Genomic DNA, 14,489 nt, shown 5'->3' on the forward strand with positions numbered 1-14,489 from the left:
CGACCCGCCGGGAGCAGCTCCGCGAGCTGCTCGGCCTCGACGCGGACGGGCCGGCGCTCCCGGCCCTGACGGCTACCGCGGCTCCCCCCTCCAGCACCTCGCCTGTCTCCGCTGAGATCAGTAGGCCGACTCGGCGGCACTCTCAGCCAAGGTGGAGCCGTTCGACAAAGGCACCCCGCTCGGCTCGCTTGGCCTCGGCGACCTTCTCGATGTCCGACCATTCGCGCCCGTGCACCGTGGCGATGGCCCGTAGCACTTCGAGCACGTCGGCGATCTCCTCCGCCACCTCGGCCGCCGGAGCCTCGCGCAGCTCCGCCGCCTCCTCGAACAGCTTCTCCAGCAGGGCCGCCCGGTAGTCGGCGTCCCCGAGCACGGTCACCACCGGTTCCCTGCCGTGTGCGCGAATGATCTCCGGGATCCGGTCCCGCACGAGTTTCCCCACCTCAGAGCACCCCTTCGCGCACGTACGGCTCCCTCGGAAAGCCCAGAGACTACCCGGCCTTCTCCGTCGTGCGCACCCGCCCACCCGAGCTGTGAAAATAGCCTGTATTTCTGCAAATCACACCAAGGGTGACGGTGCATGGATTTATCCCATTGGGAACAGAGCCCACGCTCCTCATGGCGCATGGCCGTACTGATAGGGGCGAACAGTCGCACCTACAAATTCGCCCTCGGCTTCGCGCTCCTGGAGGCCGCCGCCGAAGGCCGGTCGGAGATCCTGCTCCGGGACCTGGCGGTGCCGTACGCGATGGAGTTGGTACAGCACCTCGGCCAGGCCCCGCAGGGACCTGAGAAGGGCGCACGGGGAGAGAAGGACTTCCTCTCGGTGGCCGAGCGAGAAGCCGCGGAGTCGCTCAGACTCGGGAGTCCCACCGAAGAACTACTGGCGGCGGCCATCAAGTCCATGCCCGAGATGGTGATGCAGAAGTTCCACAACCTGCGTGGCGAAGGAGCGGAGATACCGCATCGCTTCTACGAGGTGACCGGCCGCTCCCACGAACGGGTCGTCCGGTTGAGCAAGGAACTGCGCGACATCGCCCAGTCGGAGCAGGCCCCGACCCTGCGGGGCGAGTTGTCAGCCCGCTGGAGCATCGTGGAGACGTCCTTCGCCACCGGGATCGGTCAGAGCCTGGTCAAAGAGGGTGTCGTCGTGGACCTGACCACCCTGCAGATCACCGACCGGCAGCGCCGCCGATCGGTCGCCGGCGTCGCGGACGCGGTCATCGGCTTCCAACGCGGCCTCTGCCTGATCTGCGCGTACCCCATCGCGTTGGGCATCGACGACATCGCCGTCGACCACGTGTTCCCCTTCTCGTTCAAGAGGCTCCTTCCCTCCGGCGGCAGAGGGACGGTACCTGACCTGGACGCGATCTGGAACCTGGCTCCCACCCACGCGGGGTGCAACGGCCGCAAGAGCAACCGAACCCCTACGGAACAGGAGATGTTCAGACTCGCGCAGCGGAACGCGGCCATCATGCAGTCACCTCACCCACTCAGAAAGACCTTGGAGCTGACCTTGAAGCGCAGCGGATACAAAACCCCCGAGCCAGGCGAGTGGTTCACGTTCATTCGGCAGGTACGCGACCTTTTTTGACGCACTACCTTCCGTGGAGCCGGGACCGGCGGTGTGAGTCCTGGTCATCGCCGCCGGTCCCGGGAATCAGGAGGGCAGGTGGTGGTCAGGGAAGGCTGGGGCCCACGGTTGCGTGGGAAGGTGGGCACCGGCCTTCGGGGACGGTCCGTCGTCCTGCACGGGGGAACTCGGACGCGGACCGGTCTTGGTGGGCAGCGCGAACCCGACGGCCTTGCCGGGAGTACCGGTGGCACGCATCCGGGTCACGTACGCCCGGCAGCGGCCCTTGGACAGGGCATGCACCAGTAGCAGCCCCCGGCCGCACTCGGCGAGCAGGCCCAGATCGGGTTCCTCGCCACAGGCGTTCAGCCGATCGAGGACGGCGAGGATACCGTCAAGGTCTCGGTCCGCGTCGATGACCTCGCACCAGGACGGCTCACCGTCCACGAAGACGACCCGCAGCTCGAAGGGCTGCCAGCCGTGTTCCTCCGCGTTGGCGGCCAGTTCGGCGACGGCGCTCTCGGCATCGCTGAGTTCCTCGCCGTCGAAACCCGCGTCCTGGAGCACCTGCCTGACGACGGCTCGGGCCCTGCGGGCCGCGGAGCCCGGCGGCAGGGTCTTCACCAGCACGCGGTAGTCGTGGAGCCTGGTCGAGGGGGCCACGCCGTACCTCCCGGGTCTCGTCGACGGGTCGATACCGCCCCGCCTTTCCGTCACCCAGTGGACCAGTAGCGCAACGCAGAGTGACAATGTTTGCGATGTGAAGGTCGTGAACCTCCCGGCCACCCCGTGAAGGTCGTGAAGGTTCACCGTTCTGATCCACAGGGTCATTCACACCACGTAGTCATCGGGCTACCGTTCGCCTGAGACAGGGAGGCCCGGATGACGCACACGCCCACGGCGCTGGCCGAGATCCTGCAACGCGCTGAGATGAACCCGCGCCAGCTCGCCGCCGCGATCAACTCCTGGCTGCAAGGACGTGGCCTCGGCAACCGACGCATCGATCCCACCGCCCCCTACGCCTGGGTTCGGCACGGCTACAAGCCCTACGACCCCATCCCCTCGGTGGCGGCCATCGTGCTCTCCGAACACCTCGGCCACACGATCCGGGTCGAGCAGCTCTGGCCGTCCCGGCAGCCCTCACCTCTGCCCGCCGTCTCCACTCTCGGCCCCTCGGCGAACGTCGAGGACATCCTCCAGTCGCTCAACGACCTGACGAGTCTCAGCACCGGGAAACACACCGATGTCGCCGCCGCCTCCGGCCCCGACCTCGCCGCCGCCGTACTCGACGGCCTGCACGCGACCGTGTCACAGCCCCACCGGAACGCGGGTCGCGACCGGGTCCTGCCGTCCCAGGTACGACTGATCGGCGCGCACGTCGAAGCACTGCGCAAGCTCGACGACCAGCACGGCGGCGGTGCGCTCAGCCTGCGCTACATCACCAGTGAGCTGCGCAATGTCCTGGATCTGGTCCAGTGCGCCGATTACGAGCCCGCAGTCGGGCAGCAGCTCCTGACCATCGTCGCCGACCTCGCCCAACTCGTCGGCTGGGTCCACTTCGACGCCCAACGCCCCGGCGCCGCCGAACGCTATCTCCTGCTCAGCGAACGTGTCGCCCGAGGGCTGGGCGAGCTGGGCCGGGCCGCGAACGCCATCGGCATGCTTGCCTACATCTCCGCCTTCGCCGGCCACGGCCAGGAAGCCGTCCACATCGCCTCGTCGGCCGAACGCTACTGTCCGGCCGACGCCGTCACGCGAGCCCGGATCACCGGCCGCATCGCCACCGCCGCAGCCGCCGCCGGAGACCTCTCCGCATTCCGCCGAGCTTCAGAGAAGGCCAGGGAGCTGCTGGATTCAGCCGACATCGCCCCGACCTACCTCTATTACCTGGAGCCCGAGCAACTGACCGCCGAGACCGGACAGGCCCTCGTCGTCCTGGGTGAGCAGATGACCGTCTACCGCGAACCCCTGCTCAACGAGGCCATCGGCCTGCTCGCCCCGATCTCCATAGTCGGTGCCCGACCCGACTACCCGCGCTCCGCGCTCCTGCACTGCACCTTCCTCACCCACGCTCACCTACTGCGCGGCGACGTGGAAGCGGCGGTCGACGCGGGCCAGGCCGCGCTCACCCGACTCGACGAGGTCCAGTCGATCCGCGCGTTCACCTACCTGCGTCGCCTGCGCCCGGCCTTCGCCCGCCGCAGCCGCTCCCCGGCGGTCGCGTCATTTCTCCCCCGGCTCGACACCGCACTGGCCCAGGCATGATCGCCACCCGCTTCCTCATCCGGCCCCGTCCCTACGATCACCCTGACTCCACCCACCTGGTCCGCGCACTCTTCGACGACCAGCAACAGCGTTACGGCTACGCCGACCCCTTCGAAGCCGACCCCGCCTCCTACGCCCCGCCCCACGGCCTGTTCCTCGTCGGCTATCTCAACACCGTCCCGGTGACCTGCGGCGGCTACCGCACCTTCGACGAAAACACCCGCACCATCGAGATCAAGAAGATGTACACCGTCCCACGCCTACGCGGCCTCGGCCTGGGCGAACGCATCCTGACCGCCCTCGAACACCACGCCGCACGGAACGGGGCACAGCACTCCATCCTGGAAACCGGCGTACGCAACACCGCAGCTCTCGCCCTCTACACCGGCATCGGCTACCAACCCGCCGCCCGCTACGTCAACGGCCGCGACCCCGCCATCAACCGAGCATTCACCAAAACACTCACGAGCCCCACCCTCTGATCGGTCCAGCTTCCACCAGCGCGTTATTCAGTAGCGCCAGCCCGCCAGGGCACGGCCGGTGAGGTTGGCGCCCGTACGAATCTCGCGAAGACGCCGCCCGAGAGCTTCGGCGGCCTGCCGGGCGGGGCTAGGTTGGCGTGTACTCACTGTGGGGGATCGCGAGTTTCCAGACGGTCTCAAAAGCGCTCTTGCACAGCGCTATGTCGCCCGGATCGGTGGACGCCACCTTCGCTTCTCCCAGGCCGTTGCCGGCGTAGTGGAGAAACACCACCAGGCGATCGTCAAACAGGTAGAAGTCGTTGCCCGGTAAAGGGACCGACGAGACCAGACGTCGCGGAACCCAGCGGATGTCCTCGCCGGCTTCGACCATCGGATGAGCGATGCTGTACGACCAGCGCTGATAGTCACTCAGCGGCTCCGAAACGATACGTGCCCTTCGTATCGTCTTGCCGGTTTTCACGTGTTCGCGCAGTGTGGAGCACCAGCCCTGTAACCACTCCAGGTCATCCGGTTCTCCGGCCGCCCACTTGGCCATATAGGGCAACTCCACCGCGGTGCCGTAGGCATCCCGCATCTCCAGATGGACAGCGCTGCGCTCGAAGCCGGCCAACAGTTCCTCGAACGCGTCGTCAGAGATGTTCATGAGCCTTCCGAGGCGAGGAAACAAAGCATTCGATGGAGGGTCTCACAGGCAACCGCGCCCAGAGATGTCCGCCCGAGCGAGGGCTTTCAGGTCAGCGGCATTCCCTGCCCCAGCAACCGAAAGCGTTACGACCTTTTCCCTGAACACCCCCTATCGCTTTTTCTGTCTATATATTCCAATATGCGCCAACCACCTCACTTTTTGAAGTTTTGACGCAATTCAGACCTTAACTCCTACTAGCAAATCCATATTGGCTACACCCACCAAAGCGGAATCTCTGAGCCGGAGAGCAATTGCACTTCAAACCATGTAGGTTCGTTCACCATCGATAGCCAAACGCAGGCAAAGGTGCACGCGTGCAGGACAGACAGAGGTCAAAGTGGCAGCTCTATACCACAGCTTCTGGATCCGATGTGGTCAGCAAGGAGATCCGCGAGGTCTTGCAGGGCAGGCCGCCGAGGCTGGAGCTAGGGAACCTCATGCAGCGCATCGAGGACGGCAGGACACTTCGACGCGATACCAAGCACCTGGGCAAAGGGCTACACGAGGCTCGGCTCACCCATGAGACGAACGAGTACCGCCTGTACTACGCCGTCAACCCCCAGGGAGAGCATCTCCTCCTCGGTCTCAAGTTCCACATGAAGGGAGGCTCTGGAGCTCAAGACCGAGCCGTGGAAGTCGCTCGAGATCGGCTAGCCGAGTGGCAGAGCAGGATATAAGGTGAACCCGATATGAGGAGGTCATGATGGATCAGCACATCGCCGATCTGCTGGGCATCGATCTGGACGACCCTGCCGTGCGCCGGGAGAGTGCTGCCATTGAGCGTGACATGCAGCTGATCGAAGCTCTTGTTGCGACGCGTAAGCAGCTCGGCCTCTCTCAGGCGGATGTGGCGAGCCGCATGGGGCGCACCCAGCCGTCCGTTTCCGACTTCGAGCGCGTCGGGGGAGATCCACACCTTTCCACGATTCGCCGGTACGCCCTTGCCATCGGAGCCGAAGTACGCCACACGGTCTGTGTGACCACCACCAAGGAACCCGCGACCCAGGCACCCTCCTCACTCATAGTTCGTATGAAGGGCACTGGAGAAGGAACACAGACGACAGCGGCACAAAGCAGCACAGCAGGCGTCATGGCCGTCAATCTTATTCGAAGGAGCGCATAGTGCAGGCGTTCCTTCTCCTATGCGACTCCGCTCAATCCGACCCGGCCACCGGAAAAATTCATATGCTTGGCGCAGGATGGTCGGTAACCGGCCCCGTTGTTCCGGCTATGACGATTGCTGTCTTCCTACGGCTGTCCTGGGACGAAGCAGGCTCGCCGCGCGAATTCAACCTTTACCTGGTCGATGAGGACGGCGAATCAGTTACGACATCGTCCCCGGAAGGGGGCAGGCCGATTCAGTTCGGCGGAAGTGTCGGATTGGACAAGACGGCACAGGTGGAAGTCGATGAAATCCTACAGAAGACGGGCCTGCAGACCAGCTTCACAGTGAGTGTGCCGCCTCCCCCTTTGAGTCCAGGCCGACATTACAAATGGATCTTCACCGTGAACGACGAAGAGCTGTCCAGCATTCCTTTCAGCGTACGACCTCTTCCAGAGGACTGACATCGCCTCCCTCGTAGGCCCCGACTTTGGCTCCACCACGCCCCCGCCCTATCGAAGCCGGAAACGTCCAGGACCTACTGGCCCAGATGAACGACGCGTACGGCCAAGGGAGCAAAGGTCCCAGCCAGGAAGGGCCGAAGCGACGGCACCACGCTTTCCCCGGGAACGCTGGCGCTGACGTGGAAGCGGCCCCTCATCCAGGGCCGATAAGTTTCTGGGATCCAGTCCTCGGGGTCGCAAATCCGACACGAGATCCGGAGTTCTTCCTCGGTGGGAGTCTTGCCGCTGCGCTCCGAACGGCTGACCTTGCTGTAGTGCCGGCCCGCTTCGGCCGCCAAGGCACGGCCGGTGAGGTTGGCGCCCGTACGAATCTCGCGAAGACGCCGCCCGAGAGCTTCGGCGGCCTGCCTGGCGGGGCTGAGTGAGCCCCGCCCGGAAGTTCGTCGGGGGTCAGTAGTTGAGGTAGAGATCGCAGGCGCGGTCGAGGGCTTCTTGGGCGGTGCCGACGGGTAGCCCGGTCGGCACGCCCCTGCGACCCTGGTGAATTTCCAGGCGCACGACATGGCTGGAAGCCGCCTCACGCTCGGACTCCTGCACGGCCGTCAACGTACCGTCTAAAACGCATTGACCGGTAGCATGCAAACGTCTAAATTAATGCTCAACAGGGAATTTCCACGATATGACATGAAAAAGCTACCTTCATCATCTCGAACGATGGTGAACAAGCCGAGGAGACCGCGTGCAAGAACGCTTCGGAAGCAGGTCGGCGATCGTCGCACTGACCGCTCTGACCCTGGCCGTGTTCATCTACGTGACCACCGAGTCGCTGCCCATCGGCCTGCTCTCCCTGATCGCCCAGGATCTCGGCACCAGCCCGTCAGCGGTCGGGCTCCTGGTCACCGGATACGGCCTGATCATCGTGCTGGTGTCCCTGCCGCTCACGCGACTGACTCGCCGGCTGCCCCGGCGGCGACTGCTGTGCGTTTTGTTGGGCATCTTCGTCGTGGCGACCTGCCTGTCGGCCATGGCGGGGAACTACTGGCTGCTCATGGGCGCCCGGATGGTGACAGCGTTGAGCCAGGCGTTGTTCTGGGCCATCGTGACGCCCGCCGCCGCCGGCCTCTTCCGGGCCGAGGTGCGCGGCCGGGCCCTGTCCATCCTGTACGCCGGCGCCTCCAGCGCCGCGCTGACCGGCATCCCGGCCGGCACGTGGCTCGGCCAGCAGACCAACTGGCGGGTGGCGTTCCTCGCGCTCAGCGGCCTGGCCCTGCTCGTCCTCGCCACGATCGCGGCCGTCCTGCCCGACACGCCCGCCGGGCAGGGCGCGGCGGACCGGGGCAGCGCGCCCGACCGCGGCCGGTACCTGTCGATCGTGGCCACCACGGCGGTCGCGGTCACCGGCGCGTTCACGGCGTTCACCTACATCAGCCCGTTCCTGAGCGACGTCAGTGGCTTCACCGAGTCATCGATCGGCCCGCTTCTGCTGGTACGCGGGATCGCGGGCCTGACCGGAGTGCTCATGGTGGGCTACCTCGTCGACCGCCATGGCTGGAGCACCATGACAGGGCTCATAGGCCTGCAGACGTTGGCGCTCGCCGGGCAGTACGCGTTCGGCGCCTCCCCGGTCGGGGCCGTCGTCGCGATATCCCTGTCCGGCTTCGCTCTCGCGGGCCTGACCGCCGTACTGGGATCGCGGGTGCTCGTGTACGCGCCGGGCGAGTCGGTCATGGCGAGCGCCGCTACCTCCATGGCGTTCAATGTGGGCATCACCGCGGGCGCGTTCCTCGGCAGCGTGCTCCTGCCCGGTCCGGGTGTGCGCAGCACGGCACTGGCCGGGGCGCTGCTCAGCCTGGCGGCGTTCGCCATCGTTCTGGCCGAGCCGTTCCTGTCCAGCCGACGGAAGGGCGCACCGGCCATGGCCGCCGCCCCCCTGCCCGAGGGCGCCCGGGTCACGTGATCCGATACTCAACGCACCACACCGTGCAACCTTCTTTCCCGTCTTGAGCGGTAGCATCAAGGTTATGACAATCGACGTGGAACACCTTCCCCTGGTCGGCGGGCACCCCGCGCTCGATCTGGTCAACACGCTCGAACGAGGGGTACCGCTCGACGGCGGGCCGCCTCACGACTATCTGTCCGACGCCCCCGCATTGCTGCGCTGGGCGGCCAGGGCAGGCCTGATCAGCGACGCGGAGTGCGATCGGGCCGACCAGGCGTGGCACGACGATCCCGCGTCGGCGCAGGCGGGGCTGGCCACCGTACGGGACATGCGAGAAGGGCTGCACCTCGTGATGCTCGCAACGATCCGGCCCGCCGACGGCGGGCCGGTGGACGACGCGGGCGAGGGGGATCCGATCGCGGCCGGGGCCGCCCTGGTCGTGCTGCACGAGCGATGGGCCGGGGCGGCGGCCAGAGCCGCGCTGGTGCTCGACAGAGGCGACCCGCCGCAGGTGCGGCTCACCTACGGCACGATACCCGCCATGCTCATACCCGACCGGGTCGCCGAGGCCGCACTCGACGTCCTGCGGACGGCCGACCTGCCCCGGGTACGCCGCTGCCCCATCCGCGAGGGCGGCTGCGGATGGCTGTTCCTCGACCAGAGCCGCAACGGCTCACGCCGCTGGTGCCGCATGGCCGACTGCGGCAACACGGCCAAGGCCCGGCGGCTCACCGAGCGTCGCCGCGCCGCCCGGGGCGGCCCCCCGTAGGACTCGTACGCGATCAACGGTCGACGCCGCCCCCAGGCAATGGGTCACCTCGCCGCTCGCGCCCGGCTGGAATGTTATCGGCGGCTCGGTGCGACCCTGCCTACCGATGGCGTCCCCGCCCTCGCCCCGCCGGGAAAAATCTCGGCTCAGCTCTGCTTGGCGATGTTCTGCCGGTGGTAGTCGAGGTGATCCTGGCTGATCTCGTGGTTCTGGACGACTCGGAGACGGCCGAGCGAGGCGCCGGACACCGTGTCCGTCGTCGTGAGGTCCGCCTGGATGGTGATCATCCCTCGGTCCAGCAGGACGTGGTGGTTAGGGCAGAGGCAGAGCAGGTTGCCGGGCTCGTCGGGGCCGTTGTGCGGCTTTCCGAGCGGGCGGATATGGGCTCCCTCCGCGTAGAAGCCCCGGTGGAGGGCGAGACGGTCGCCGCAGATCTGGCAGTGGAAGTCGTGCGCGCCCTTGATCTGCTCGGAGAGCAGGGAGTCGCGGATGATGCGCTCCACGATCATCTCGCGACGACTGGCCGGAGAGGACACCGCGTCCAGTCCGACCCGCGCGAGAAGCCTGTTGTGGTCGACGCCGTGGAAGTACGCGCCAAGCAGCCTCACGACGATCTGGGCACGAACGTCCTCCCGATCGGTGACGATCTCGTACGCCCATGGCAGCAGGCCGCTGTCCGGCTCTTGTTCTTTCATCCACTGCTGCGCGTGCCGGCCACTGGCAGGCGGTATGTCGGCGCGGCCGGGCAGTTCCCAGAGACCGTGGTGGTAAAGCCACAACACGGGGAACTCAGGGTTGGGCCGGTCCTCTTCAAGACCGAACTCCTCGATGAGCCGCCCGAGTTCGCGGTAGGTGCTCTCCCACCGCCTCAGGCGTGGCTTGCCCTGGGCCGCGCGGCCGATCGCCCAGAGCAGGGTCAATGGCTGATGTCGTTTCCTCGCACCAGATGTGGGAGAAACAGCGGGCTTGAGCGAGTCGACCTTCTGTAAGAGGTCTTCGACGGAGGACACCTCGGCAGCCTGCCCCGGTTTCGTCACTTCAAAGCCCAGTCCACCGAGCACCCGAGCAACGGTTGCGTTCCCCCCGGAGAACTCGCCGGGACGCAGGGGCCTGCCGCTGACTCCTCGGTACGCGACTCCGGCGATCGCCTTGGAGTCGTACCGCTTGCCGTCATACACGAGGAAGTAATCGAGGGCGGGCCGGTAGCCGTACTCCTTGAGAAAGGCGTCGCGGCCCAGCTTGTCGCATTCGTCGATGGCGGCGAGCACCATCTCCCGCCGAAGGTCGGAAAGCGCCACCCCACAAGCTTATGCGGGCGTCGCCGGAAGCGCCGCCGATTTCAGGCGAAAGCGGACTTAAGGTCGGCTGAGTGTCGACCGAAACTCTTTGCGGCAGCAGTGACTTTCTGAAATCATCTGCACACCGTGGGCGACAGAGTTTAATCTTTACTTGTGATGGTCAAAGTAAAGGTTATGGATCACGGCAAGCGGACGCGTGCCAGGCGTACGAGACCGGCACGCATCTCCAGCAAAAACCAAGTGACCCTGCCTGCGGCAGTCCTACGCACGCTGGGCCTTCACCCGGGAGACCTCGTGGACATCGCCGAAGAGGGTGGGCAGATCGTCATCCGGCGACACCACAGCCGCCTCGACGGGGTGATCGGCGTGATCCCGGGTTTCACCGAAGCCGTGGACGTCGAAGCGAGCCGCGAGAGCTGGAGGTGACAAGTGCCGACCGTGATGCTCGACACCAACGTCATCGTCGGTCTGCTCGATCCCGACGACGCGCTGCATGGCCATGCCCGTGACGCCGTTCACCGCTGGGAGAGTGAGGCGGCCTCGTTCACCATCTCCGTGATCACCTGGAGCGAACTGCGAGTGGGGGCGGTCCGCAAGGGCGTCGCGGCCGAGAAGATGCTTGCGGCATTCCGCTCAGCCGTTATCGACCGGATCGTCGAGGTGGACGAGACGACGGCCGAGAGCGCGGCCCTGCTCCGGGCCGCGGATCTGACAATCCGTGTCCCGGACGCCCTCATCATCGCGACCGCCCGTACGGTGGGGGCCGATGCTCTGCTTACCGCGGACCGAAAATTCCCAGGCATCGCCCCGGACCTTGTCGAATTGCTCCGGCCCGGTTGATACGGCAAACCGTTCACCGTGCCCGATCACGCGAATCACGCTGGTCCGCGGGCTTGCGGCGTCGTACACAACGATGCCCAGCACCTGCCGCGCCCAGGTCACCAGCCGCCCGGAAAAGCCCTGATCGAGGTCCCCCCTTCCCTCGGACACTTGACCTGAGGTCACCCCTGATCGAATGCGAGCCCTAATAGCTAGGCGCGTGCTGAGGGCAGGCCGTAGCGGCTGACGGCCAGATACGTCTCCGGCGTCGCCGCTTCGAGGAGCCCCTCGTCGCTTTCCAAGTCGAGTTCTGGCTCCTGAGAACGGCCCAGCAGATCGCTCCAGTCGCTTGTCACTCCCCGCTCGTAGACGCTGCGGAGCAGGGGGCGCAGTCGAGGGCGGGCTTCCTCCTGCCGATCGCGGAAGATCCGCCGCTGGGTGAGTCGCCGTTCTTCCTGAGCGTCGTCGCTGAGTTCCTGGTTATCGGCCGGCTGGTCCTCGGCGCGCAGCCCCGGGGTGCGCTGAGCGATGGCGAGGTCTTCCTCGCGGAGGCGTTTGCAGGCGGCGAACAGCTTCCGGGACATACCGAGGTGAACCTCGGTTCCAGGGATTCGGCAGGTGAGGAAGTCGTCGAGGCCCATAGAACGGGTACGGGCGCGCAAGGTGTGCCGCTCGGTGCGGGACGCTTCTCTGCGGGCTTCGGCCCGCATGGCGAGGGTGAGGTCGTCGCCTTCCAGGGGCGTGGTCAGCCCTAAGCGCCGATGACGGGACGCGCGCTCGGCGGGAACGGGCACGGTGCGCAGTTGCGAGGTGGGAGCAGAGCTCAGCGCCAGATAGGCGAGCATTTGGGCGCGAGCCGCGCCGATGAGCGCGTCGTCGCTGTAGCCGAGACGATCTTCGAGATTGCCTGGTCCGACCGCTGGCTCGTCGATGCCGAATCCGGCTGGGGTGAGCGGCGGCTGTCCAGGGTGCAGGTCGTGGTCGATGGTAAGGAAGAGGTCGTCTTCGGGCCGCACGGACGCTCCGACCAGGACGGTGCGGTGAGCGTACGAGCTGAGAACTTTACTGCCGGCAGCCAGTTGCGCCCACCCCTTGCGGAGCGTACTGAGACCCACGTTGCCCCCCTTGGCCTCGATCAGCCAGTACAGGTTCTCTGCCTGGTGCTCCCCCCATAGGTCGGGCAGCTTCTGCTGCGGATCCTTGAACATTTCGAGCAGGGCGGGGATCGGGCCACCAAGTTCGAGGTGCTCGGTCTGACCGAGGCCCAGCAGTGAGCGACAGGCCCACTCTGTCATCGTCATACCCAGCCGGTAGGCGGCTGCGTTCTTCGCGCTGCGCTCGGTGCCGTACGCGTACACCGGGTTCAGGGTAAGGCGCCGGCCCTTGGTGCCTCGTACGGGGTACTGAGGCACGACGGGGTGCGCGCCAAGATAGGCGTACAGCGGGGAAACCCGGGCGACGAGTTCCCCGTGCGCATACCGCGGCTGATTCTGCAGGTGCGGGGTGACGTCGCGGCCGACCTCAACGGCGGCCTTGATGATCTCCCGCCAAGTGGTGGTCGAGACGTACCAGCCGTCGGTCGTCGGGAACCCTCCCGACCCCACCCACGGCTTGTGCCTGGCCGTCCGCCACTGCTTCCAGGGCTTCTTCGCAGGCCCGTTACGGAAAAGGACCGGTACGTCGAAGCTGTCGGCGTAGGTGAGCGGTGGCTCGTCGAGGACGTGTGCGGGGATCATGTGGATCACTTTGGCACGGTTGGACCGCTTCCGGCGCCAGACGCCGTCCTCGCTTCTTCCGGGCCGCTGCCGACAGCGTGCGAGAAGCGGTTGATCAGCGATGGGCCGTTGCGATGAGGCGTCGCAGTGAGGCGCGGGCGGGTGGGCCCCAGGTGGATTTGCCGCCTGGGTGGCCGTGGACGCCGGCGTCTCCGATGAGGATGCCGGCCAGTCGGCCAGGTCGGGGTGCTGGTCGCGCAGCAGATCCCGCACCAGCTCCGCGGTGATCTCGATCTCGGTATGCGTCATGCGGGGCAACGGTAGCCGGACCCCGTTCGCAGGGTCAGGTCACTTCTGAGCTGCATGGAGGGCGGGAAGAGCCGGTCAGAGGAATTCGAAGCTGTGTCTGCCCACATGCTCGGCCGGCAGGCAGCACGCGTCCTCGCTGATCGGCTCGGTGGTCAGACAGTTCGGAAGCACCTTGAGCTCCCCGTGGATGTCCTCGGTGTCCCAGGTCGCCCACCAGTCCGTGACCGACGACCCCTGCGCCAGGGTGACGTGCCGACCGCGATGTCCCGCCTCCAGAGAGCACCGCATGTAGGGCTCCACGATGAGTCCTGGGCACGGGAGGCTGGAGAGGAACTCCCCCTGGACCCGGGTCAACTCCACGATGGCCGTACAGAACGGCAAGGGCACCATGCGCTAACAGTAGGCACAGCTCAGCGGAGGTGTCCTCCCTTTGGGGCGATGACGCCGACGGCGTTGCCACGGCGGCCTTCGCACTGGTCATCGCCCGGACGGCGGCTGACTGTCGGTGCTCTCTGGTTGGGTGAGCGGCACCGATACGAGAGGGGCGACGAGATGAAGTCCGAGGAAGGTTTCTGGGGCCTGGTGGAGGCGGCCTGGGCACCGCTGGGAGTGGAGGTCAATCAGGCGCGACGGGAGTTGACACATCGGACGCCCGCCCCCGACGAGGACCTTCACGGCAAGCCGCCGTTTGTCGTGGTCGAAGCCGCCCTGAAGGAGTTTCTGAGCAACCTCGGCTCCCTCAGCGAGGGGTTGTCGGCGGACGAGCTGACGGATCTCGATCGGGTGGTCGAGGCGAAGCTCCACGACATCGACCGCGCGGACATCCAGGCGGTCACCGACGGTTCCGACGACGGTTTCCTCTACGCGCGTGGCTTCATCGTCGCGATGGGCCGCGACTTCTACACCGCGGTGGCCGAGGATCCGAAGAAGGCGGTGCTGGATGCCGAGTGCGAGAGGATGTGTTACTTCTTCGCCCATCTGCACCACGAGCGCTACGGGACCTTCCCTGACACCGGATCGGGAATCTCCCGCGAGTCGTGCTCGAACCCGGCCGGCTGGCCTCGCTGAC

At 66.3% G+C, this 14,489-nt stretch carries 19 protein-coding genes; 11 read left to right on the forward strand and 8 right to left on the reverse strand.

Going from position 1 to position 14,489, the window contains the following annotated elements; translation table 11 throughout:
* Positions 1-142: 142 nt before the first annotated feature.
* A complete protein-coding gene (locus tag AB0B90_RS03095) occupies positions 143-430 on the reverse strand; it encodes a nucleoside triphosphate pyrophosphohydrolase (protein ID WP_350944327.1) in 288 nt (95 codons plus the stop codon).
* Positions 431-625: 195 nt separating this feature from the next.
* Between AB0B90_RS03095 and AB0B90_RS03100 the strand changes: the two genes are divergently transcribed.
* Positions 626-1,594 carry a hypothetical protein gene (locus tag AB0B90_RS03100; protein WP_362920449.1) on the forward strand — a complete coding sequence of 323 codons (969 nt, stop codon included), beginning with the start codon at positions 626-628 and terminating at the stop codon, positions 1,592-1,594.
* A 66-nt stretch (positions 1,595-1,660) separates the two neighbouring features.
* Here AB0B90_RS03100 and AB0B90_RS03105 read toward each other — a convergent pair whose 3' ends face one another.
* Complete coding sequence (locus tag AB0B90_RS03105) at positions 1,661-2,236, reverse strand: ATP-binding protein (protein ID WP_350944329.1); 576 nt, start codon at positions 2,234-2,236, stop codon at positions 1,661-1,663.
* 219 nt (positions 2,237-2,455) lie between these two features.
* Here AB0B90_RS03105 and AB0B90_RS03110 point away from each other — a divergent pair, with 219 nt between their 5' ends.
* Together AB0B90_RS03110 and AB0B90_RS03115 are read left to right on the forward strand one after the other, a co-directional pair.
* Positions 2,456-3,838 carry a hypothetical protein gene (locus tag AB0B90_RS03110; protein WP_362920452.1) on the forward strand — a complete coding sequence of 461 codons (1,383 nt, stop codon included), beginning with the start codon at positions 2,456-2,458 and terminating at the stop codon, positions 3,836-3,838.
* Positions 3,835-4,320 (forward strand): GNAT family N-acetyltransferase, encoded by a 486-nt coding sequence (locus AB0B90_RS03115; RefSeq protein WP_362920454.1) that lies wholly within the window; start codon positions 3,835-3,837, stop codon positions 4,318-4,320. Before AB0B90_RS03110 ends, AB0B90_RS03115 begins: the two co-directional genes overlap by 4 nt.
* Positions 4,321-4,447: 127 nt before the next feature.
* Here AB0B90_RS03115 and AB0B90_RS03120 read toward each other — a convergent pair whose 3' ends face one another.
* Positions 4,448-4,963 carry a DUF6879 family protein gene (locus AB0B90_RS03120; RefSeq protein WP_362920456.1) on the reverse strand — a complete coding sequence of 172 codons (516 nt, stop codon included), beginning with the start codon at positions 4,961-4,963 and terminating at the stop codon, positions 4,448-4,450.
* 356 nt (positions 4,964-5,319) lie between these two features.
* Between AB0B90_RS03120 and AB0B90_RS03125 the strand changes: the two genes are divergently transcribed.
* The 3 genes from AB0B90_RS03125 to AB0B90_RS03135 are packed head-to-tail and all read left to right on the forward strand — an operon-like array spanning position 5,320 to position 6,571.
* Positions 5,320-5,682 carry a hypothetical protein gene (locus AB0B90_RS03125; protein ID WP_350944333.1) on the forward strand — a complete coding sequence of 121 codons (363 nt, stop codon included), beginning with the start codon at positions 5,320-5,322 and terminating at the stop codon, positions 5,680-5,682.
* A 26-nt stretch (positions 5,683-5,708) separates the two neighbouring features.
* A complete protein-coding gene (locus AB0B90_RS03130; RefSeq protein WP_350944334.1) occupies positions 5,709-6,128 on the forward strand; it encodes a helix-turn-helix transcriptional regulator in 420 nt (139 codons plus the stop codon).
* Entirely contained in the window at positions 6,128-6,571 is a 444-nt protein-coding gene (locus tag AB0B90_RS03135) for a hypothetical protein (RefSeq protein ID WP_362920458.1), read from the forward strand. Before AB0B90_RS03130 ends, AB0B90_RS03135 begins: the two co-directional genes overlap by 1 nt.
* Positions 6,572-6,645: 74 nt before the next feature.
* On the opposite strand, the gene AB0B90_RS03140 is transcribed toward AB0B90_RS03135, so the two are convergent.
* Positions 6,646-7,041 carry a helix-turn-helix transcriptional regulator gene (locus AB0B90_RS03140; RefSeq protein WP_362920868.1) on the reverse strand — a complete coding sequence of 132 codons (396 nt, stop codon included), beginning with the start codon at positions 7,039-7,041 and terminating at the stop codon, positions 6,646-6,648.
* Positions 7,022-7,168 (reverse strand): hypothetical protein, encoded by a 147-nt coding sequence (locus AB0B90_RS03145; RefSeq protein WP_362920880.1) that lies wholly within the window; start codon positions 7,166-7,168, stop codon positions 7,022-7,024. Before AB0B90_RS03145 ends, AB0B90_RS03140 begins: the two co-directional genes overlap by 20 nt.
* 142 nt (positions 7,169-7,310) lie before the next feature.
* Here AB0B90_RS03145 and AB0B90_RS03150 point away from each other — a divergent pair, with 142 nt between their 5' ends.
* Positions 7,311-8,528, forward strand: coding sequence for an MFS transporter (locus tag AB0B90_RS03150; protein WP_362920460.1), 1,218 nt, complete (start codon positions 7,311-7,313; stop codon positions 8,526-8,528).
* A 64-nt stretch (positions 8,529-8,592) separates the two neighbouring features.
* Positions 8,593-9,279 (forward strand): CGNR zinc finger domain-containing protein, encoded by a 687-nt coding sequence (locus AB0B90_RS03155; protein ID WP_362920462.1) that lies wholly within the window; start codon positions 8,593-8,595, stop codon positions 9,277-9,279.
* A gap of 146 nt (positions 9,280-9,425) precedes the next feature.
* On the opposite strand, the gene AB0B90_RS03160 is transcribed toward AB0B90_RS03155, so the two are convergent.
* Entirely contained in the window at positions 9,426-10,550 is a 1,125-nt protein-coding gene (locus AB0B90_RS03160; protein ID WP_362920464.1) for an HNH endonuclease, read from the reverse strand.
* Between the two features lie 201 nt (positions 10,551-10,751).
* On the opposite strand from AB0B90_RS03160, the gene AB0B90_RS03165 reads away from it, so the two are divergent.
* The gene (locus AB0B90_RS03165; RefSeq protein WP_362920466.1) at positions 10,752-11,003 is read left to right on the forward strand and encodes an AbrB/MazE/SpoVT family DNA-binding domain-containing protein; all 252 of its coding nucleotides are present in this window, start codon (positions 10,752-10,754) and stop codon (positions 11,001-11,003) included.
* 3 nt (positions 11,004-11,006) lie between these two features.
* On the forward strand, positions 11,007-11,417 hold the full coding sequence (locus AB0B90_RS03170; RefSeq protein ID WP_362920468.1) for a PIN domain-containing protein: 411 nt from the start codon (positions 11,007-11,009) through the stop codon (positions 11,415-11,417).
* A gap of 191 nt (positions 11,418-11,608) precedes the next feature.
* Here the strand turns inward: AB0B90_RS03170 and AB0B90_RS03175 are convergent, their stop codons facing one another.
* Positions 11,609-13,420 (reverse strand): hypothetical protein, encoded by a 1,812-nt coding sequence (locus AB0B90_RS03175; protein WP_362920470.1) that lies wholly within the window; start codon positions 13,418-13,420, stop codon positions 11,609-11,611.
* A gap of 75 nt (positions 13,421-13,495) precedes the next feature.
* Complete coding sequence (locus AB0B90_RS03180; RefSeq protein ID WP_350944339.1) at positions 13,496-13,810, reverse strand: hypothetical protein; 315 nt, start codon at positions 13,808-13,810, stop codon at positions 13,496-13,498.
* 162 nt (positions 13,811-13,972) lie between these two features.
* On the opposite strand from AB0B90_RS03180, the gene AB0B90_RS03185 reads away from it, so the two are divergent.
* Positions 13,973-14,488 carry a DUF4240 domain-containing protein gene (locus AB0B90_RS03185; protein WP_362920472.1) on the forward strand — a complete coding sequence of 172 codons (516 nt, stop codon included), beginning with the start codon at positions 13,973-13,975 and terminating at the stop codon, positions 14,486-14,488.
* The last annotated feature ends 1 nt before the right edge of the window (position 14,489 follow it).

The organism is Streptosporangium sp. NPDC049078 (assembly GCF_040648855.1).
Taxonomy (GTDB): Bacteria; Actinomycetota; Actinomycetes; order Streptosporangiales; family Streptosporangiaceae; genus Streptosporangium.

Excerpts from the sequence above, each read along its gene's own strand:
- AB0B90_RS03175 (WP_362920470.1), bottom strand. The coding sequence starts at position 13,420 with ATGACGCATACCGAGATCGAGATCACCGCGGAGCTGGTGCGGGATCTG.
- AB0B90_RS03110 (WP_362920452.1), top strand. The coding sequence starts at position 2,456 with ATGACGCACACGCCCACGGCGCTGGCCGAGATCCTGCAACGCGCTGAG.
- AB0B90_RS03120 (WP_362920456.1), bottom strand. The coding sequence starts at position 4,963 with ATGAACATCTCTGACGACGCGTTCGAGGAACTGTTGGCCGGCTTCGAG.
- AB0B90_RS03180 (WP_350944339.1), bottom strand. The coding sequence starts at position 13,810 with ATGGTGCCCTTGCCGTTCTGTACGGCCATCGTGGAGTTGACCCGGGTC.
- AB0B90_RS03155 (WP_362920462.1), top strand. The coding sequence starts at position 8,593 with ATGACAATCGACGTGGAACACCTTCCCCTGGTCGGCGGGCACCCCGCG.
- AB0B90_RS03160 (WP_362920464.1), bottom strand. The coding sequence starts at position 10,550 with ATGGTGCTCGCCGCCATCGACGAATGCGACAAGCTGGGCCGCGACGCC.
- AB0B90_RS03185 (WP_362920472.1), top strand. The coding sequence starts at position 13,973 with ATGAAGTCCGAGGAAGGTTTCTGGGGCCTGGTGGAGGCGGCCTGGGCA.
- AB0B90_RS03130 (WP_350944334.1), top strand. The coding sequence starts at position 5,709 with ATGGATCAGCACATCGCCGATCTGCTGGGCATCGATCTGGACGACCCT.
- AB0B90_RS03100 (WP_362920449.1), top strand. The coding sequence starts at position 626 with ATGGCCGTACTGATAGGGGCGAACAGTCGCACCTACAAATTCGCCCTC.
- AB0B90_RS03165 (WP_362920466.1), top strand. The coding sequence starts at position 10,752 with ATGGATCACGGCAAGCGGACGCGTGCCAGGCGTACGAGACCGGCACGC.
- AB0B90_RS03115 (WP_362920454.1), top strand. The coding sequence starts at position 3,835 with ATGATCGCCACCCGCTTCCTCATCCGGCCCCGTCCCTACGATCACCCT.